Source organism: Allokutzneria oryzae (assembly GCF_042429765.1).
Classification (GTDB): domain Bacteria; phylum Actinomycetota; class Actinomycetes; order Mycobacteriales; family Pseudonocardiaceae; genus Allokutzneria; species Allokutzneria oryzae.
Genome location: NZ_JBHLZU010000018.1, coordinates 39,828 through 58,677 on the forward strand (window position 1 = coordinate 39,828; position 18,850 = coordinate 58,677).

At 70.8% G+C, this 18,850-nt stretch carries 15 protein-coding genes; 3 read left to right on the top strand and 12 right to left on the bottom strand.

Features of this window, described 5'->3' with window-relative positions; genetic code table 11:
- Positions 1–74: 74 nt before the first annotated feature.
- Positions 75–1,301 carry an N-acetylglucosamine-6-phosphate deacetylase gene (gene nagA, locus ACFFQA_RS19310; RefSeq protein WP_377853820.1) on the bottom strand — a complete coding sequence of 409 codons (1,227 nt, stop codon included), beginning with the start codon at positions 1,299–1,301 and terminating at the stop codon, positions 75–77.
- 257 nt (positions 1,302–1,558) lie between these two features.
- On the opposite strand from nagA, the gene ACFFQA_RS19315 reads away from it, so the two are divergent.
- Together ACFFQA_RS19315 and ACFFQA_RS19320 are read left to right on the top strand one after the other, a co-directional pair.
- Entirely contained in the window at positions 1,559–2,236 is a 678-nt protein-coding gene (locus tag ACFFQA_RS19315; protein ID WP_377853823.1) for a FadR/GntR family transcriptional regulator, read from the top strand.
- A gap of 183 nt (positions 2,237–2,419) precedes the next feature.
- Positions 2,420–5,248, top strand: coding sequence for a helix-turn-helix transcriptional regulator (locus ACFFQA_RS19320; protein ID WP_377853826.1), 2,829 nt, complete (start codon positions 2,420–2,422; stop codon positions 5,246–5,248).
- 54 nt (positions 5,249–5,302) lie between these two features.
- Here the strand turns inward: ACFFQA_RS19320 and ACFFQA_RS19325 are convergent, their stop codons facing one another.
- From ACFFQA_RS19325 to ACFFQA_RS19375, 11 genes are all read right to left on the bottom strand, one after another.
- Positions 5,303–5,623 carry a hypothetical protein gene (locus tag ACFFQA_RS19325; RefSeq protein WP_377853829.1) on the bottom strand — a complete coding sequence of 107 codons (321 nt, stop codon included), beginning with the start codon at positions 5,621–5,623 and terminating at the stop codon, positions 5,303–5,305.
- A 370-nt stretch (positions 5,624–5,993) separates the two neighbouring features.
- Entirely contained in the window at positions 5,994–6,530 is a 537-nt protein-coding gene (locus ACFFQA_RS19330; protein ID WP_377853832.1) for a M23 family metallopeptidase, read from the bottom strand.
- Between the two features lie 111 nt (positions 6,531–6,641).
- Positions 6,642–7,475, bottom strand: coding sequence for an amidohydrolase family protein (locus ACFFQA_RS19335; RefSeq protein WP_377853834.1), 834 nt, complete (start codon positions 7,473–7,475; stop codon positions 6,642–6,644).
- Positions 7,472–8,455, bottom strand: a complete 984-nt coding sequence (locus tag ACFFQA_RS19340; protein WP_377853837.1) for an aldo/keto reductase — start codon at positions 8,453–8,455, stop codon at positions 7,472–7,474. The genes ACFFQA_RS19335 and ACFFQA_RS19340 overlap by 4 nt, the downstream gene beginning before the upstream one ends.
- The gene (locus ACFFQA_RS19345) at positions 8,437–8,760 is read right to left on the bottom strand and encodes an L-rhamnose mutarotase (RefSeq protein ID WP_377853839.1); all 324 of its coding nucleotides are present in this window, start codon (positions 8,758–8,760) and stop codon (positions 8,437–8,439) included. The genes ACFFQA_RS19340 and ACFFQA_RS19345 overlap by 19 nt, the downstream gene beginning before the upstream one ends.
- 3 nt (positions 8,761–8,763) lie before the next feature.
- Positions 8,764–9,750, bottom strand: a complete 987-nt coding sequence (locus ACFFQA_RS19350) for an ABC transporter permease (protein WP_377853842.1) — start codon at positions 9,748–9,750, stop codon at positions 8,764–8,766.
- The gene (locus ACFFQA_RS19355) at positions 9,743–11,245 is read right to left on the bottom strand and encodes a sugar ABC transporter ATP-binding protein (protein ID WP_377853845.1); all 1,503 of its coding nucleotides are present in this window, start codon (positions 11,243–11,245) and stop codon (positions 9,743–9,745) included. The genes ACFFQA_RS19350 and ACFFQA_RS19355 overlap by 8 nt, the downstream gene beginning before the upstream one ends.
- Positions 11,246–12,271 (bottom strand): sugar ABC transporter substrate-binding protein, encoded by a 1,026-nt coding sequence (locus tag ACFFQA_RS19360; RefSeq protein ID WP_377853848.1) that lies wholly within the window; start codon positions 12,269–12,271, stop codon positions 11,246–11,248. It abuts the gene before it with no gap.
- 31 nt (positions 12,272–12,302) lie between these two features.
- Complete coding sequence (locus tag ACFFQA_RS19365; protein WP_377853851.1) at positions 12,303–13,040, bottom strand: SDR family NAD(P)-dependent oxidoreductase; 738 nt, start codon at positions 13,038–13,040, stop codon at positions 12,303–12,305.
- Complete coding sequence (locus tag ACFFQA_RS19370) at positions 13,040–14,428, bottom strand: enolase C-terminal domain-like protein (protein WP_377853854.1); 1,389 nt, start codon at positions 14,426–14,428, stop codon at positions 13,040–13,042. The genes ACFFQA_RS19365 and ACFFQA_RS19370 overlap by 1 nt, the downstream gene beginning before the upstream one ends.
- A 1-nt stretch (position 14,429) precedes the next feature.
- On the bottom strand, positions 14,430–15,284 hold the full coding sequence (locus ACFFQA_RS19375) for a fumarylacetoacetate hydrolase family protein (RefSeq protein ID WP_377853857.1): 855 nt from the start codon (positions 15,282–15,284) through the stop codon (positions 14,430–14,432).
- A 256-nt stretch (positions 15,285–15,540) separates the two neighbouring features.
- Here ACFFQA_RS19375 and ACFFQA_RS19380 point away from each other — a divergent pair, with 256 nt between their 5' ends.
- Positions 15,541–18,819 (top strand): S8 family serine peptidase, encoded by a 3,279-nt coding sequence (locus tag ACFFQA_RS19380; protein ID WP_377853860.1) that lies wholly within the window; start codon positions 15,541–15,543, stop codon positions 18,817–18,819.
- Positions 18,820–18,850 lie beyond the last annotated feature (31 nt).

Here is an 18,850-nt window from a genome sequence, read left to right on the forward strand (position 1 = left end):
GGATCGTCGATGCCAGGGCACAGGAAGCGGAGGAGGGCCAGTGACGAAGTGGACGGACCAGCGAGGACCGCCGGTCAGCGCCCGGCGGCGGGGAGGCGCACCTCCCCGGCCTTCACAGCGTTGTGACGGGTGGCGCGACCGCCACGGGCGTCGAAGGCGACCTCGCCGTCCACCCACACCTGGCGTGGCCGAAGTTCGGGATCCCACCACACCAGGTCGGCTACGGCACCGGGCTCGATGCGGCCGAGCCCACGCTCCCCCAGGGCGTCCGCGGGCACCGTGCTCGCCGAGGCGAGGACCACCGCGGGGTCCACGCCGAGGGAGACGATGTTGCGGACCGCCCGGTCCATGGTGAGCGCGCTGCCCGCGATGGTGCCCTCGGGCGAGCGCGGAACGCCCTCCTCCGTCAGCAGCACGTCGGATCCGCCGAGCTGGTACCGACCCGGCGGCATCCCGGCGGCGGCGACCGCGTCAGTGGTCAGCGCGACCCGCTCGGCGGCCGCGTTGAACACCAGGCGGCACACGTCAGCGTCGACGTGGGCGAGGTCGGCGATCAGGCCGAGGGTGAAGCGCTCGTCGACCAGCGCGGTGCCGGGGACGCCCGGCTCGCGGTGACCGAGTCCGCGCTGGGCGTTGAACAGGTGCGTCACCATCGCAGCGCCCGCCTCGGCGGCCGCCCTGGTCTGCTCGCCGGTGGCGTCGGTGTGCCCGACCGACACCAGCACCCCGGCCTCGGTCAGCCGCCGCACCGCGTCGAGGCCACCCGGCCGCTCCGGCGCCAGGGTGACCACGCGCAGCGCCGCGCGCAGTCGCTCGTCACCGAGGAGCTGGTCGATGTGGGCCGGAACCGGGTCGGCCATCAGGTTCGGATCGTGCACGCCGTGCCGCAGCGGCGACAGGAACGGGCCTTCGAGGTGCAGGCCGAGCGGGCGCGCGGCCGGGCGCAGTGGCAGGGCGGCGACGGCGTCGAGCACCGCGTGCGACTGCTTGACGATGGTGTCCACCGGCGCGGTGATCAGCGTCGGCACGAACCTGGTGACGCCGGTCTGCGGCAGGGCCGAGGCGACGGCGGCCATGCTCTCGGCGTCGACCTCGGCGAAGTCGACGCCCACGGCACCGTTGATCTGGACGTCGACCAGGCCGGGGCTGAGCACCCCGTCCTCAAGCACGTGGGTGGCGTCGGAGCCGGGCGGCTCACCCACGGTGACCTCGGTGATCCGGCCGGCACTGATGCGGACCGTCACCGGGCCGACCAGCTCCCGACCGAGCAGTGCGCGCTGAGCTGCGACAACGGCGTCCAAACTGCCCTCCCAATGGTTTAGACCATTATGCGGCCCGGAATCGTGTCAGTCCAGTGAATCATTCACCAAGACGGGAGGAGAAATGTCAAAGCCCGCCTCGTCGAGGGGGCGGGACGAGGCGGGCCGGGTTGAGGTTACGCCAAATGGAGCAACGAGCGCCACGGGAACCAGCCGGGGCCGGCGAACGTCGAGACTTAGAGTGTTCAAACATCGGAGGTCTGTTTCGCCTGCCTCCTCGACCCAGCCGGGAGACCCACGTGGCTGTCACCGACGACGCGATCCTGCGAGTCCGCGGCATGATCGTCTCCGGCGAGCTCCGGCCCGGTGACCGGCTGCCCCGCGAGGCCGACCTCGCCGAGCGGCTCGGCCTGTCCCGCAACTCGCTGCGAGAGGCGGTGAAGGCGCTGTCGCTGGTGCGCGTGCTCGACGTGCGCCAGGGTGACGGCACCTACGTGTCCAGCCTGCGGGCCGACGAGCTGCTCGGCGCGCTGTCCTTCGTGCTCGACCTGCACCGGGGCGATGACTCGGTGCTGGAGGTGCTCGAAGTGCGCCGGGTGCTCGAACCGGCGGCGGCGGCGATGGCCGCGACTCGGGCGAGCACCGAGGACATCGCGGTCCTGCGGTCCCTGTGCGACGAGAGCGAGACCGCCGACTCGGTGGAGCGCTTGGTGGAGCACGACCTGGAGTTCCACCGGCGGATCGCCCAGGTGTCGGGCAACGCCTACCTCGCGCAGCTGCTGGACACCCTCGCCGGGCCGACGGTGCGCGCCCGGATATGGCGCGGCATCAGCCAGGGCGGGGCGACCGATCGGACCATCGCCGAGCACCGGGCGATCGTGGCCGCGCTGGCCGCCGGTGAGCCGGAGCTGGCGCGCTCGTGGTCCACCGTGCACGTGGCGGGCGTCGAGCAGTGGCTGCGCGAGATCCGGGAGTGACACCGCGTCGACGCGCAGGGTACTTCAGGCACTGACCAGCAGGAAAGGGCTTGCCTTGAGTTCCCGATGCGGCCTTTTGGTCGAACTTGGCACGAACTAGCTTCGGCTGGTCTGGGTGGGTGAGAGCAACGGAGGCACCCCGTGCCGACATCGGGCGACATGCCGGCGCGAACGGAACCAACGGTGGTCGGTCGCGACCGTGAGCTGAATGCGGTCGCGGCGCACCTCGATCGGGCGGCGCGGGGCGCTTCGGCGCTGCTCGTGATCGAGGGGCCGAGCGGAGCCGGGAAGACCACGCTGCTGCGAGCCGCTGCGGAGCAGGCGCGGGACGCCGGTTTCCTGGTGCTGAACGCGCAGGCGTCAACGGCGGAGCAGGACTTCGCCTTCGGAGTGGTGCGCCAACTCCTGGAACCGGGTGTCCTCGCGGTTCCCGAGCGGGACCGGCGGGCGTTGCTGTCCGGGATGGCGGAGCCCGCCGAGCGGGTGCTCGGCGTTTCCGGTGTCACCGCCCAGGAGGCGCCGGGGCCGGACGTCTACGCGACGCTGCACGGGCTGTTCCACCTGACCGTCAACCTGGCGGCGCGGCAGCCGCTGCTGCTGACCGTCGACGATGTCGAGCAGACCGACGCCTGCTCGCTGCGGTGGCTCGCGTACCTGGCGCGACGGATGAGCGCACTGCCGGTCGCCGTCGCGATGACCGTGGGCGCGGGCAGCAAGTGGACCGACCCGACGCAGCTCGCCGGGCTGACGGTGGATGCCGTGCGGATCGCGGTGGAGGGGTTGGACCACGGTGGCTGCGAGGCGTTGATCGAGCAGGAGTTCGGCGAGTCGCCCGCGTTGGAGTTCACCGCGGCGTGCCGGGCGGCCACCGGTGGCAACCCTTTCCTGGTCCGGGAGCTGTCGAAGGCACTCGCGGCCGGTGGGACACGTCCGAACCCGGCCGCGGCGGAGGAACTGCACGACCTGTGTCCGGCGCAGCTCACCAGGACCGTGCTGACGCGGTTACGGGCGCGGGATCCCGCGCTCGCGGCGATGGCCCGCGCCGTTGCCGCGCTGGGTGAACCGGACCTGGCGATCGCCGCTGCCGCCGCCGAGCTGGACCTCGCCGCGGCGGGCGAGGCCGTGCAGACCCTGGTGGCCAGAGGGGTGTTCCGGGTCGGCAAGCCGCTGGCGTTCGAGCACTCGATCGTCAGGGCAGCCGTCGCCGAGGATCTGTCCACTGTGGACCACGAGTTGGCCAACGCCCGCGCGGCGGAGCACCTGCACGGCACGGGGGCGACCGCGGGGCAGATTGCGCCGTACCTGCTGCGCACCGGTGTGGCACGTGGCCCGTGGGTGGTCGGCGCCTTGGAGCGGGCCTGCCGCGAGGCGATGCTCGGCGGCGCTCCGGAGGTCGCCGCCGCGTGCCTTCGGCGGGCGCTGCGGGAACCGCTGTCCGAGCACGCCATGCCCAACCTCCTGTTCCAGTTGGGCATGGCGGAGCTGAGCCTGGACCCGCAGTCCGCGCTGGACAACCTCACCAAGGCGCACGCCCGCGCCGTGGATCCCTTGGCCAGGGCCAACATCGCGGTGGTGCTCGCGCAGGAGCTGGGTGAGCGGGAGCGCTACACCGAGGCGATGGAGCTGCTCGACGCCGCGGCCAACGAGGTCCGGCCCGTGGACCGGGATGTCGCGGTACGGCTGGAGCTGTGCCTTCTCTGCGTCTCGCTCGACGCGCACTACGTGGCGTCCGCGCTGGACGAACGGCTCGCCAAGATCCGCGAGCACGACAACCTGCCGCCCGACACGACGCGGTTCCTCAACGCGCTGCTGACCTTCCTCTCCTCGGTCGGCGGCGCCTCCTACGCCAGGGCGTCGGAGGCGGTGACCTCGGCCTGGACCCAGCGGGTTCCGCCGCGCTCGTGGCAGGGCACGCCGTGGGACGTCACCAGCGGCTGGCAGTACGTGTACCTCGCGGTATCGCTGATCATCACCGAGAAGCTGGAGCTGGCCGACCAGTACTGCTCGGAGATGCTCGCCGAGACCACCGCGCTCGGGCTCTCGCTGGGCAGCGCGGCGTCGGAGGCGCTGCGCGCCCAGGCCCGCTTCCGGTCCGGGGCGCTGGCCGCCGCCGAAAACGACGCGCGGTCGGCGCTCGCCGTGCTGGACGAGATCAGGACCGGCACCAGGACGGGCACGGTCTTCGCACTGTCCACTTTGGTCGAGACACTGATCGACCAGGGCAAGCCCGGCGAGGCCGCCGCTGAGCTGGAACGGCGGGCACTGGCCGGAGAACTGCCGCCGTCCTGGCGGTACAACTACCTGCTGGTGTCCAGGGGACGGCTCTGGCTCGCGCTCGGTGAACCTCGGCGGGCGTTGGAGGACGCGCTCGAATGCGGTCGTCGCTACGCACAGCGCGGGATGACCGGTCGCGATCCCCTCGGCTGGCGGATGCTGGCGGCGCTCGCGCACCACGCGCTCGGAGAGACCGGAGCGGCCCGCGAGCTGGCCGCCGTCGAGTTGGGGCACGCGCGGGAGTGGGCGGGTCCAGTCCGCCTCGGTGCGGCGCTGCGAGTGGCCGGGCTGGTAGCCGAAGGGCCGGAACGGCTTGAGCTGCTGGCGGCGTCCTCGTGCACCCTGTCCTCGTCCACGTTCCGGCTTGAGCGTGCGTGGTCGCTGGCGGAGCTCGGCGCCGAACTCGTTCGGGCCGGGCGGGCGGATGAGGCCGACCCGCACCTGCGGGTGGCGATGGAGATCGCGACCAGCTGCGGTTCGGAGGCGGTGATCGCCGCCGTCCGGGGTGCGCGTGACGGTGGGACTCCCCGACGTTGCCCCAGCGGTGGGCTCACTCCGCACGAGCGCCGGATCGCCGACCTGGCGGTGCGCGGCATGACCAACCGGGAGATCGCGGAGGCGTTCCTGGTCACGCAGCGCGCGGTGGAACAGCACCTCACGCGGGTCTACCGCAAGCTCGGGATCAGTCGGCGGTCCCAGCTCGGGATCGCGCTCCAGGAAAGCGATCGCGGGCAGTAGCAACACAAGAAGCAGGCGCCCTTCGGGGAAGGGCGCCTGCCTCGTTGTTGTGGACTACAGGACGACGACGGTGTTGGCGACCAGGGAGCCGTCCACCTGGACGCAGAGAACCTTGACCTTCACACCGGCCACGAGGCTGCCGGTGATCTTGGTGCCCGAGGTGACCTTCACGGTCGCGCTGGCGCCGGTGCTGAGCTTCAGGCTGACCTTGCCGGCGTCCACCGAGACCACGGTCGCGCTGTTCAGCACGATCTCGGCGGCGGCGGAGGTGCTGGCCGTCGGGGCGGCGAACGCCGGAGCGGCGCCGAGCAGGATCCCACCGGACAGGGCGACGGCGGCGATACCGGCCGCGACACGCTTCGCGGAAATCGACATGTCCCTACTCCTTGCTATTGAGGGCGATAAGGGGTGCTGCTGCCAAGGCCCCCCAATAGTGGGTCGGGAAAACCGTTGCGGACAACGGAGAAACCCGAAGCACCGCGCGGTGTCGATCGCCGCTTCGGTATCGGTGTCGTACTTCGGTATCCCGCAGCCCCTGGTCCGGGCAGGCGCCGGCGCGGCGGCACGCGAAAACGCCCCCACTCCTGTTATCGGCAGAGGTGGGGGCGTCATGGAGCTGCGGTTGTCAGGCTGTGGACAGGCGGGACGGTTGTGGACAACTCCGTGCTGCGCGCGGCTTGGTCAGCGTCGTTGTCCGTGCCTCATGGCAGCGTTGAAACGGGGGGTCTTCGTTCCGGGATCAACCTCAGCAGTTATTGCTCCGGAGGTTGAACGGGCGATTCGGGTCCATTGTGTATTCGACGTTGTTGAAGATGGGTTTGACCCACTCGCCGTTTTCGCCGTTGTTGTTCCCGTTGGCGTCGCGCAGGAGTTCGTAGTGCAGGTGGGCCACGCTGGTGTTGACCTTGCCGACCGTACCGATGCGCTGGCCGCGCAGGACGCGGTCGCCGACGTTGACCGTTCGGATGCTCATGTGCAGGTACAGGGTGAACCAGCCGTCACCGTGGTTGATCTCCACACCGCCGGAGTTGGGGTGGATCTCGTTGACCACGCCTGGAGCCGCCGCGACCACGTGCGCGCCTTCGGTCGGGCCGTCGACGTGGAACATGTCCACCTTCTTGTCGTCGGGGGCGTGGCCGACATAAGTGGTCATCGCCCAGGTCTGCCCGCAGGCGAACGGCAGTTGGAAGTTCGGGCGCGGTGCGGCGGACGCGGTGCCGCCCGACATGGTCAGGACGAGCGCGGTGGCGGCGGCCAGCGCGGTGGCGGGGCGCATTCTCATCGTTGGCTCCTCAGCAGGGGTGGGACCCGTCAGCCAGGTTGATGACCGCGCCCGCGCCTGGTCAAGGAACCGGCGATCCCGTTTGAACAGAGCCAAAACGCTTGCGAGGTACTACGCGATCCGGTACGTCCGCGCCGCCGTGGACTCGAAGATCGCGTTCTGCTCCGACGGTGTCAGCTCGGCCGTGAGCGCCCGCGCGGCGGAGACCACCTCGGTGTAGTTCGCCGCGAGCAGGCAGACCGGCCAGTCGGAGCCGAACATCAACCTCGACGGCCCGAACGACTCCAGCACCACGTCGAAGTACGGGCGCAGGTCGTCAACCGTCCACTGTGTCCAGTCGGCCTCCGTGACGAGACCGGAGAGCTTGCAGATCACGTTCTCGTTCCGCGCGAGGTCCCGAATGCCTTCCGCCCAGGGGGAAAGCTCCCCCGACGCGATCGGCGGTTTCGAGCAGTGGTCAAGCACGAACGGCGTCGAGGGCAGCGCTGCGACGGTCTCCACCGCCGCGGGGAGCTGGTGCGGCAGCGTCAGCAGCTCGTACAGCAGGCCACGGTCGGACACCGCCGACAGCCCACGGCGGACATCCGGTCGGCACAGCCAGCGCGGGTCCTGCTCACCCTGGGCCTGGTGCCTGATCCCGCGCAGCCAACGACCGCCTCGTCCATCCATATAGGACTCGATGTGGTCGGCGACCGCGGGCGAGGTCAGGTCCGCCCAGCCGACGACCGCGCCAACCAGGTCGGATTCCTCTGCCACAGCAAGGAACTCCGGGGTCTCCTCCGCGACCGTGACCGTCTGCACGAGCACGGTCGCCCGCACACCGGTGGCCACCGCCGCCAGATCCGCTACGCCGAAGTTCCGTCGCAGCGGAGCCATCGACGGACCTGTGATCCACTCCTGGTCGCGTACGCCCAGGTCCCAGAAGTGCTGATGCGCGTCGATCATGAGCTCGGCACCGGGGCGTCCTGGCGCAGCAGCCCTTCGGACTTCAGCGCCGCCCAGCACTCCTGCGGCACCGGCGACGCGAACAGCCGGGCGTTCTCCGCCATCTGCTCCGCGGTCCGCGCGCCGATCACCACCGACGCCACCGCCGGGTGCCCCAGCGGGAACTGCAACGCCGCTTGCGGCAGCGTCACTCCGAACCGGCCGCAGACCTCCGCCATCCGCCGCGCGGTCTTGATCAGCTCGGGCGGTGCTTCCTCGTAGTTGTACTTCGCGTCGGGCGCCACCACCGGGCGCGACAGCAGGCCGGAGTTGAACACGCCCGCCGCCAGCACGGACACCTGGCGTTGCGAGCACAGCGGCAGCAGCTCGTCCAACGCCGACTGTTCGAGCAGCGTGTAGCGGCCCGCCAGCATCACCACGTCCACCGACGTCTCCGCGACCAGGCGGGCCAGCATCTGCCACTGGTTCATCCCGGCGCCGATCGCGCCGACGGAACCCTTCGCGCGGAGTTCCTCCAGAGCGGGCAGGGCCTCGCCGACGGCCCGGTCCCAGTGGTCGTCCGGATCGTGCAGGAGCAGGATGTCCACCCGCGACAGCCCCAGTCTGTCCAAAGAGGACTCAACAGAGGCGAGCACCCCGGCCGCGCTGAAGTCCCAGAAGCGCCGGTGCGTCGCGGGAACGGCGAACCCGTTCGCCAGGTCGTCCCCCGCCACCGGAATCGGCTCCAGCCGTCGGCCCACCTTCGTGGAGACGACGAAGTCCGAGGCGGACGCGAGAGCCTTGCCGAGCCGCCGCTCCGAGAGGCCGAGGCCGTAGTGCGGCGCGGTGTCGAAGTACGAGACCCCGGCCTCCAGCGCCGCCGCCACCGACTCCGCCGCGACCTCTTCGGACACCGACCGGTAGAGCCCGGCCATCGGGGCAGCGCCGAAGCCCAAGGCGCTGACCTCGACCGATGTTCGTCCTAATGGGACTTTTCGCATGGAAGCTCCCAGACAAGCCCGACCCCGGACCCGGCTCCGGAGTAGTCGTCGGCGACGTCGAGCAGTTCGGCCATGCGCGCCTGCCACGGCACGTTGGCCGGGTGGTCGCGCAGGTACGCCCGCATCGCGGTGTAGTCCTCGCACTCCACCAGGTGGAACAGGTCCCGGCCGCTGCGCCAGATCCGCCAGGACCGTACCCCGGCCGCGCGCAACGCCTCGTCGAGCGCGGCCGGGATCGTCGCGTGCACGCGGTCGTACTCGGCTTCCCTACCCTCGCGGAGCCGGGTGTGCAGCGCGACCTCCATCGCTTAGTCCTGCGCCTTGCCGGAGGTCAGCCGCGCCAGCATCAGCGCGATGAGGATGATCGCACCGTAGATCGCCTGGATCCAGTGCGGCGAGACCCCGCCCAGGGTCAGGATGTTCTCGATCAGCCCGAGCGCCAGAACACCGGTCAGGGCGCCGAAGAGCGTGCCCTTGCCGCCGTCGAGGCTCACGCCGCCGATCACCGCGGCCGCGAACACCGTGAAGATCATTCCCTGGCCCTGGGCCGGTCCGACCGAGCCGAGCCGCCCGGTCATCAACAGCCCCGCCAGCGCCGCCAGCAGGCTGGCGATGACCAGCACCGTCCACAGCACGCGCTCGGTGCGGATACCCGCGGCGCGGGCCGCCTCGACGTTGCCGCCGATCGCGTAGATGGACCGCCCCTGCCGGAAGTACGCCAGCGCCACGATGCCCAGCACGAAGGCGACCAGGCAGATCAGCACCGAGGCGGGCAGCCCGAACCACCGCGCGCTGCCGAGGTAGGTGAACGACAGGGGCACCTCGAAGAGGTTCTGGCCCTCCGTGAAGCCGATCTGCAGACCGCGCAGCACGGTCAGCATGCCGAGCGTCACGATGAACGCCGAGAGCTGGAGCTTGAGGATCAGGAACCCGTTGAACGCGCCGATCAGCACGCCAATCAGCAGGCACAGCGGGATCGCGGTCCACTCCGGCAGCTCGACGCCGAGCCCGTGCGCGGAGGCCGGGATGATCAGGCCGAGCGCCAGCGCCGGGGCGAGGCCGATGGTCGACTCCAGCGACAGGTCGATCTTGCCGCTGATCAGCACCAGTGCCTGGCCGAGCACCAGCAGGCTCAGCTCGGTGCGCTGCTGCAGCACGTTGGTGAGGTTGTCCGCGCTCAGGAACACGGGGTCCACCAGCGCTCCCACGATCATCAGCACCACGATCGCCGGGAGCAGCGCGAGGTCCCGGAAGCGCGCGAACCGCAGCCTCGGCGCGGTTGCCGTCTCAGTCATGTCCTGCTCCTTGGGAAACGCCTTCGATCGCCGCGACCAGCTCCCCGTCGGTCCAGCTGTGCGGGAAGCTCGCCGTCACCTCGCCGTGGAACATCACCAGCACCCGGTCGCACGGGCGCAGGTCGTCGAGCTCGTCGGAGATCACCAGCACCGCCGTGCCCTCCGCCGCGACCCGGTCGACCACGCCGAGCAGCGACTCCTTGGAGCGCACGTCCACGCCCGCGGTCGGATCGGTCAGCACCAGCACCGCCGGGTCGCTGGAGAGCGCACGGGCCAGCACGACCTTCTGCTGGTTGCCGCCGGAGAGCCCGGACACCGGCTGCTCGGGCCCCGAGGTCTTGATGCCGAGGTCGGTGATCATCTTCTCGGCGACGGCGCGCTGGCGGGTGGGCGAGATCGCACCCAAGCGGCCCAGCCGGTCGGTGATCGGCATCGTCGCGTTCTCGCCCACCCCCAGTGTCGGGACCAGCCCCTCCTTGTGCCTGTCCTCCGGCACGAAGCCGATCCCGGCCTTCAGCGCGGCCGGGACGCTCCCCGGCCGCACCCACGTCTGTCCTACGTGGACGGTTCCAGACGTCGCTTTGCGCAGACCAACGATTGCCTCGCCGAGCTCGACCTTGCCGCTGCTCGCCGAGCCCGCGACGCCGACGACCTCGCCCGCGCGCACGCTGAGGTCGACGTCCCGGAACGCGCTCGCGCCGAGGCCGGACACCGACAGCACAACGGGGGCGTCCGCGGGCAGCGCTGGGCGGGTGTGCCCGACGCGGAGACCGACCGCGTCCCCGGTCATCGCCGCCACCAGGCTGTCGGTGGACAGCTCCGCCACCGGTCTGGTGAGCACGTGCCGCGCGTCGCGGAACACCGTCACCGTCTGGCAGATCTCGAAGATCTCCTGGAGGTGGTGGGAGATGAACAGGAACGTGACGCCGGCGTCCTGGAGGCCGCGCATGCGCTCGAAGAGCCGTTCGATCGCCGGGCCGTCCAGCTGCGCGGTCGGTTCGTCGAGGATGATGAACCGCGCGCCGAAGGACAGCGCCCTGGCGATCTCCACCAGCTGCCGCTGTTCCACGCTGAGCTCGGCGGCGGGTCGCGAGGGGTCGACCTCGACGCCGTAGGACTCCAGAACCTCGGAAGCCTTGGTGCGCAAGGACCTCCAGTTGATCAGCGACCGGCGGCCGAGCGACTGCCGGTTGATGAACAGGTTCTCCGCGACCGTGAGCGCCGGGATGATCGTGGACTTCTGGTAGACGCAGGCGACCCTGCGCCGCCAGGCGTCCCGGTCGGCCAGCGCCGGAGCCGGTTCGCCGTTGAAGCTGACCTCCCCGGCGTCCGCGCGGTTGAGTCCGGTCAGGATGGAGACCAGGGTGGACTTGCCCGCGCCGTTGCGCCCGACGAGCGCGTGCGACTCCCCGTCGGCGACGGTGATGCCGACGTCGTCGAGCGCGACGGTCGAACCGTAGCGCTTGGTCACTCCAGTGGCTTGCACTGCGCTCATCTACTTGCCGATCTGGTTGCCCCACAGCTTGGGGTCGTCGACGTTGTCCTTGGTCACCAGCGGCGCGGGCAGCTGGTCCTCCAGCACCCCGTTGCCGACCTCGATGATCGTGCTGTCGTGGTCGGTCGGGCCCGGCTTGAAGGTCTTGCCCTCGATCGCGGCCTTCGCGTAGAACAGCGCCCACTTCGCGTACGAGTCGGCGGGCTGGGAGACCGTCGCGTCGATCTCGCCCTTGCGGATCGCGTCGAACTCCTGCGGGATGCCGTCGTTGGAGACGATGGTGATGTGCCGGGGGTCGCCAGCGGGGAACAGCTTGCCCGCCGAGCGCAGCACCTGGAGCGTGGACGCCAGGTACACGCCACCGGCCTGCATGTAGATCCCGTTGATGTCCGGGTGCTGGGTCAGCCTCGTCTGCAACGCCGCCGCGGCCTTGGTGTCCAGCCAGTCCGTCGGCTCCTCGAAGACGGTGATGCCGGGGTAGTTCTGCTTCATGCACGAGGCGAACGCCTCGGAGCGGTCCCGGCCGTTGATCGAGGACAGCGCGCCCTGGAACTCCACGACCTTGCCCTTGTTGCCGAGCTTCTCGCCGAGGTACTTGCACGCCTTCTCGCCGTACGCCTTGTTGTCGGCGCGCACCACCATGTACGCCTTGCCCTTGTCCGGGCGGGTGTCGACGGTGACGACCGGGATCTTCTTCTGCTCCAGCTGTCCGAGCGTGGTCGCGATGGCCCCGGTGTCCTGCGGCGCCATCACGATCGCCTTGGCGCCCTGGCTGGTCATGGCCTGGACGTTGGCGACCAGCTTGGCCACGTCGTTCTGCGAGTTCGTCGGCGACATCAGCCGCACGTCGAGCTCCTTGGCGAACTGCGGCGTGTACTTGATGTAGGAGTTCCAGAAGTCGGAGTCCGCGCGCGGGAAGTCAACGCCGATCTGCCCACCGCCGCCCGCCGCGCCACCACCGCAGGCCGCGACGGAGCCGAGCAGGGCGATTCCGGAGACGATGCTGAGGATTCTGCGTCGTTGCATGGAGTTCCTCTTGTGTCGTTGTGGACCCGGTTCAGCTGTGCGGCCGCAGCCGCAGCCCGTGCATGCCGCCGTCGACGGCGAGCACGGTGCCCACACTGGCCCCGGAGAGCGGACTGGCCAAGTAGGTGATCGCTTGTGCCACCTCTTCGGCGGAGACCAACCGGCCGGTGGGCTGGCGGGCCTGGAGCGCGGCCCGCTCCGCTGCCGGGTCCTCCGCCGCGTCCAGCAGCCTGCCGACCCACGGGGTGTCGACGGTGCCGGGCGCGACGCAGTTGACCCTGATCCCCTCGCGCACGTGGTCGGCGGCCATGGCCAGCGTGAGCGCGTACACCGCTCCTTTGGAGGCGGAGTACAGCGCGCGCTGGGGCAGCCCCGCCCACGCGGCGATGGAGCAGGTGTTGACGATGGCGGCGGACGGGGATCGGCGCAGGTGCGGCAGAGCGGCCCTGCTGACGCGAGCGATGCCGACGACGTTGACGTCGAGCACCCGGTGCCACTCGGCGTCGTCGTTGGCGCCGACGTCGCCCTGCGCGCCGATCCCGGCGTTGTTGATCAGTACGTCGAGCCGCCCGAAGCGCTCGACGGTCTCGGTGACGGCCGCGCGGACGGACTCGTCGTCGGTGACGTCGCACCGGATCCCGTCCTGGCCGGGGTTGATGTCCAGCCTCGCGACCCGCGCTCCCCGCTCCTCCAGCTCCTCCGCCGTGGCGGCTCCGATTCCCGAAGCCCCACCCGTCACCGCCGCCACCAGTCCCTCGAAGTCCCTCATCACGCAGTACCCCCTTCGTCCCCTTCTTCGCCATTCGCGGGCTTATGGACGTGTTGCGCCTCTGAAAGTGGTCCATAAGCCCGCGAATGGCCAGGGGTGGGGGCCCAGGCGGGGCCGGAGGGGTAGGTGAAGTGGTGGAGGGAGGAGGGGCGGAGCTGGGCGGAGAAGCCGGGGGTGGTGGGGGTGGTGTAGCGGCCGTTGCGGACGGTCGCCGGGTCGGTGAAGTGCTCGTGCAGGTGGTCAACCCACTCGATCACCCGGTTCTCCCAGGTGCCGGAGACCGCGACGAAGTCGAACATCGCCAGGTGCTGGACGAGCTCGCACAGCCCGACCCCGCCCGCGTGCGGGCAGACCGGGACGCCGAACTTGGCCGCCAGCAACAGGATCGCGATGTTCTCGTTCACGCCGCCGACCCGCGCCGCGTCCAGCTGGAGCACGTCGATCGCGCCGGAGGCCAGCAGCTGCTTGAACATCACGCGGTTGTGCACGTGCTCGCCGGTGGCGACGCGGATCGGGCGCAGCGCCCGCGCGATCGCGAGGTGCCCGAGCACGTCGTCCGGCGAGGTGGGCTCCTCGATCCAGTACGGGTCGAACTCGGCGAGCGCGCTCATCCAGCTCACCGCGTCCGCCACGTCCCACCTCTGGTTGGCGTCCACCGCGATGCGCACGCCGTCGCCGACCGCCTCGCGCGCCAGCCGCATCCGCCGCACGTCGTCGCCGAGGTCACCGCCCACCTTGAGCTTGATCATGTCGAAGCCGTCCGCGACCGCGCTGCGGGCCAGGTGGGTGAGCTTGGCGTCGGAGTAGCCCAACCAGCCCGGCGAGGTGGTGTAGGCCGGGTACCCCTTGTCCAGCAACAGCTTCGTCCGCTCCGCGCGGCCGGGCTCCGCGGCGCGCAGGATCGCGAGCGCCTCGTCGCGGGTGAGCGCGTCGCTGAGGTAGCGGAAGTCGACGAGCCCGACGAGCTCCTCCGGCCGCATCTCCGCCAGGAACATCCACAGTGGACGACCGGCGAGCTTGGCCGCGAGATCCCACGCGGCGTTGACCACCGCGCCGACCGCCATGTGCACGACGCCCTTCTCCGGGCCGAGCCAGCGCAGCTGCGAGTCCCCGACCAGCTCGCGGGACAACGCGCCGAGCGCCGCCGCGTCCCTGGGCACCTGCCTGCCGACCACGTGCGGGGCGAGCGCCCGGATCGCCGCCGCCTGCACGTCGTTGCCCCTGCCGATGGTGAAGGCCAGGCCGTGGCCCTCGGCGTCGGTGTCCGTCCGCAGCACGACGTAGGCGGCCGAGTAGTCCGGATCGGGGTTCATCGCGTCCGAGCCGTCCAGCTCCCGCGAGGTGGGGAACCGGATGTCCATGACGTCGACGTCGACGATGCGCGCCATGTCAGCCCTGCCCCAGTGTCTGCCGCTGCCTGCCGAGGCCGTCGATCTCCAGCTCCACCACGTCGCCCGCGCGCAGGTACGGCTTGGGCTCCGGCTGCCCGAGCGCGACGCCCGCCGGAGTACCGGTGTTGATCAGGTCGCCCGGCCGCAGCACCATGAACCGGCTGACGTAGCGGACCACCTCGGCGACGCTGAAGATCATGTCGCGGGTGCTGCCGTCCTGCCGCTGGACGCCGTTGACCCACAGCCGCAGCCCCAGGTCCTGCGGATCGGGCACCTCGTCGGCGGGCACCAGCCACGGCCCGAGCGGGTTGAACGTCTCGCAGGACTTGCCCTTGTCCCAGGTGCCGCCGCGGTCGAGCTGGAACTCCCGCTCCGAGACGTCGTGCGAGAGCACGTAACCGGCCACATAGGACAGTGGGTCGTCCTCGCCGGTGAGGTAGCGCGCGGTCCTGCCGATGACGACGCCCAGCTCGACCTCCCAGTCCGTCCTGGTGGAGCCGCGCGGGACCAGCACCTCGTCGTTCGCGCCGACGATCGTGTCCGGGGCCTTCATGAACACCACCGGTTCAGCGGGGATCGCGGCGCCGGTCTCGGCCGCGTGGTCGCGGTAGTTCAGCCCAATGCAGACGATCTTGCCCGGTGTGGCGACGGGCGGCCCGACCCGCGGGTCCGCGTCGGCGAGCACGGGCAGCGTTCCCGCCTCCAGCGCGGCGCGCACCACGCCGATGCCCCCGTTGGCGAGGAAGGCGCCGCCGATGTCGGCGGTCAGCCCACCCAGGTCGTGCAGCACTCCGTCGTCGCCGCGGACCACCGGCCGCTCCGCTCCGGGCGGACCAAGTCGCATGAGCTGCACTGGCGGTTCCTCCTCGCTGGACGGCTCTCCCAGACATCCGATGTATAACCCTCCGATTCCGCGAAGTCCAGACCCTTCTCGCCAACGATCCGCAGGAAGGTCCGATGAATCGACGTGTACCGCCGCATGATCAACTTCTTGTGACAACCGCGCCGACCTCCCCCAACGGGTGGTTCCCCGGCCTTGCGCCGTCGCCGGGGCCCCGGTACGGGTCTGATGGACCGGTCGGTGATCACCCCCTTCGGAGAGGACGCGCATGGCACGCCGCCGAGGACACACGTTGCGCGGCGGGGCGGTGGTGCTCGTCGCCGCCCTCGTCGCGACCGGTTTCGCGGGACACGCGACCGCACAGCCCACCCCGCCCGCCGACCCGCTCACCCCGGCGCCGCCGACCGCGCCGTGGCCCGCGCTGGCCGAGCGCGACCGGGTGGATCCCGACCTGCTCGCGATGGACGGCACCGCAACGGCTTTCGTCGAGCTGACCGAGCGCCCGCTCGTCGACGTCTACGCCGAGCAGCGCCGCAACCGCGCGACCACGGAGCAGACCGCGCAAGCCGTGCGCGCCAACCGCGACCGGATGAGCCAGCAGGCCGACCGCGTGGTCAAGGCGCTCGGCTCCGGCGGCACGGAGCTCTACCGCACCAGCAACGCGCTCAGCGGCCTCATGGTCAGCGGGGAGGCGCGCAAGCTGGCCGCGCTCGGCGAGCTGCCAGAAGTCCGCTCCGTGCGCCGCAGCCTGCCGACCGGCCGGATGAACGCGAGCGCGGCGCAGCTCACGAAGGCCGTCACCGCGTGGAAGTCCACCGGGCGGCTCGGCGAGAACATCCGCATCGGCATCGTCGACGACGGCGTGGACTACACGCACGCGACCTTCGGCGGACCGGGCACCAAGGCGGCGTACAAGGCGATCGACTCCACCAAGACCGATCCCTCGTACTTCCCCACCGCCAAGGTGGTCGGCGGGACCGACCTCGCGGGCGACGACTACGACGCCTCCGGCCGCTTCGGCTCGCGCACCCCGAAGCCGGACCCGAACCCGTTGGCCTGCGGGCAGCACGGCACGCACGTCGCGGGCACCGCCGCCGGGTACGGCGTGAACGGCGACGGCAGCACCTTCAAGGGCGACTACAACACCCTTGGCGGCCAGCAGCTCGCCGGGATGCGGATCGGACCGGGCACCGCGCCCAAGGCGAAGATCTACGCCTACAAGGTCTTCGGCTGCAAGGGCAGCACCAGCGTCACGTCCAAGGCGATGGACCTGGTGCTCGACCCCAACGGCGACGGCGACTTCAGCGACCGGCTGGACGTGGTGAACCTGTCGCTCGGCACCGACTTCGGCACCCCGGACACCCCCGAGAACAAGATCATCAAGACCCTGGCCGAGCACGGCGTTCTGGTGGTCGCGGCCAACGGCAACGGCGGCGACATCAACGACGTCGGCGGCTCCCCGGCCAACGCACCGTCCACATTGGCCGTCGCGAACACCAGGGACGCCTACGCGCTGCGGGACGGACTCGACGTCACCGCTCCGTCCACAGTGGCCGGTCGCAAGGCCGGTCAGTACAGCTCGGAGTACACCGGCTTCGACTCGCTGGACCTCACCAGGCAGGTCGTGACGATGTCGGACGAGGCCAACAAGGACGGCTGCAAGGCCTACTCCGCCTCGGACAAGGCAGCGGCCGCCGACAAGATCGTCTGGCTGGACTGGGACGACGACGACGCCACCCGCAAGTGCGGCTCGGCGGTGCGCGCCAACAACGCAGAGGCCGCCGGCGCCAAGGCGGTCCTGTTGCCCAGCACGGTCTTCGAGTTCACCGCGGGCATCGCGGGCAACAAGAACGTCCCGATGTTCCAGCTCACCCGCCAGGCCAGCGAGCAGCTGCGCCCGGTGCTCGGCCAGCTGAGCGTGCGGCTGCGCGGCTCGCTGCGCGGCTCGACCCCCAACGTCGAGCCGAAGATCGCCGACACCGTGACGCCGTCCTCCTCCCGCGGCGGCCGAGGGCCGGCGGTGAAGCCGGACGTGGCCGCCCCCGGCGACACGATCTCCTCGGCGAAGGCGGGCAGCGGCAACGAGGTCCTCGTACTCGGCGGCACCTCCATGGCCAGCCCGCACGTCGCGGGCATCGCCGCGCTGGTCCGCCAGGCGCACCCGGACTGGAGCCCGGAGGAGGTCAAGGCGTCGGTGATGAACACCGCGACCGCGACCATCACCGCGGCGGCGGACAAGAAGGTCGCGGAGGGCCCGCAGCGGGTCGGCTCCGGCCGCGTCGACGCGCTCGCCGCGCAGCAGAACCAGATCCTGGCGATGGCCGACGACGACTCGCGTTCGGTCAGCGTCTCCTTCGGCACCGTCGAGGTGATCGACCGGGTCCGCGCGACCAGGACCGTCAAGGTCGTCAACAAGGGCGACCGGGCCGCCCGCGTGAAGATCGACTACGTCGCGGCGACCAAGATGCCCGGAGTCCGCTATGAGGTCACGCCGAACGAGCTGGAGCTAGGGCCGAAGCTGACCAGGACCTTCACCGTCACACTGCGGATCGACGACGCGCGGATGCTGCGCAAGGCCATCGACCCGACGATGGACGAGAAGCAGGGCGGAAAGGCCCGGCAGTTCCTCGCCGACTCCTCAGGCTGGCTGACCGTCACGCCCAACGGCGGTTCCCCGCTGCGGGTCCCGGTCTACGCGGCGCCGAAGCCGGTCGCGCAGATGACCGCGCAGAAGCTGGACGTCGGCGCGCAGCGGCTGGTCTCACTGACCGGCCGCGCGCTCGACCAAGGCACCGGCGGCCAGGCGTACCGCTCGCTGGTCAGCGTCTTCGAGCTGCACGGCAGTTCGCCGCAGCAGCGCGAGTGCGGCGGCACCGTGGTCGACAACTGCACGATCAACCAGACGGCGCGCGGCGGCGACCTGCGGTGGTTCGGCGCGAACAGCACGCCGCAGGGGCTGGTCACCTTCGGCATCGCGACCTGGGGCGACTGGGCGAGCCTCGGCGGCAACACGGTGCCGTTCATCGACATCGACACCAACGGCGACAACAAGCCGGACCGCCGGGTCGAGGTCGGCAGGCAGCCGCAGACCGACCTGCTGCTGGCGCAGACCCGAGACCTGACCAATCGCCAGCCGGACGGCACGTACGCGCTCATCGAGGCCCAACCGGTCAACACCCAGTACGGCGACGTGGACACCAACGTCTACGACACCAACGTGATCGCGTTGCCGACCTCGTTGAAGGCGCTCGGGATCGCACCGGGGGCGACCTCGGCCCCGCTGAAGTACGTGATCGGCGTCCGGGGGTACTACGTGGCGCCGAGCGACTCCGACGGCCTGCTCGACACGAGCGGCACGCCGGTGACGTACGACCCGCTGAAGCCGGGTGTGGTGATCGGGTCGGCCCCCGCCGTGGCGCACCTCGCGCGCGACCGGGCGACGCTGCAGGTCAAGCCGGGGCCTGGCACCACGCCCAAGGAACTGCTGGTGCTGCACCACCACAACCTGCGCGGTCAGCGCGCCGCGCTGGTGCCGATGCAGCCGTAGCACCCGAAGGGCCTACTTGTCGTGGCCAAGA

Bases quoted from the DNA above. Each gene is read 5' to 3' on its own strand.
- ACFFQA_RS19325 (WP_377853829.1), bottom strand. From the start codon at position 5,623: ATGTCGATTTCCGCGAAGCGTGTCGCGGCCGGTATCGCCGCCGTCGCC.
- ACFFQA_RS19330 (WP_377853832.1), bottom strand. From the start codon at position 6,530: ATGAGAATGCGCCCCGCCACCGCGCTGGCCGCCGCCACCGCGCTCGTC.
- ACFFQA_RS19335 (WP_377853834.1), bottom strand. From the start codon at position 7,475: ATGATCGACGCGCATCAGCACTTCTGGGACCTGGGCGTACGCGACCAG.
- ACFFQA_RS19340 (WP_377853837.1), bottom strand. From the start codon at position 8,455: ATGCGAAAAGTCCCATTAGGACGAACATCGGTCGAGGTCAGCGCCTTG.
- ACFFQA_RS19345 (WP_377853839.1), bottom strand. From the start codon at position 8,760: ATGGAGGTCGCGCTGCACACCCGGCTCCGCGAGGGTAGGGAAGCCGAG.
- ACFFQA_RS19350 (WP_377853842.1), bottom strand. From the start codon at position 9,750: ATGACTGAGACGGCAACCGCGCCGAGGCTGCGGTTCGCGCGCTTCCGG.
- ACFFQA_RS19355 (WP_377853845.1), bottom strand. From the start codon at position 11,245: ATGAGCGCAGTGCAAGCCACTGGAGTGACCAAGCGCTACGGTTCGACC.
- ACFFQA_RS19360 (WP_377853848.1), bottom strand. From the start codon at position 12,271: ATGCAACGACGCAGAATCCTCAGCATCGTCTCCGGAATCGCCCTGCTC.
- ACFFQA_RS19365 (WP_377853851.1), bottom strand. From the start codon at position 13,040: ATGAGGGACTTCGAGGGACTGGTGGCGGCGGTGACGGGTGGGGCTTCG.
- ACFFQA_RS19370 (WP_377853854.1), bottom strand. From the start codon at position 14,428: ATGGCGCGCATCGTCGACGTCGACGTCATGGACATCCGGTTCCCCACC.
- ACFFQA_RS19380 (WP_377853860.1), top strand. From the start codon at position 15,541: ATGGCACGCCGCCGAGGACACACGTTGCGCGGCGGGGCGGTGGTGCTC.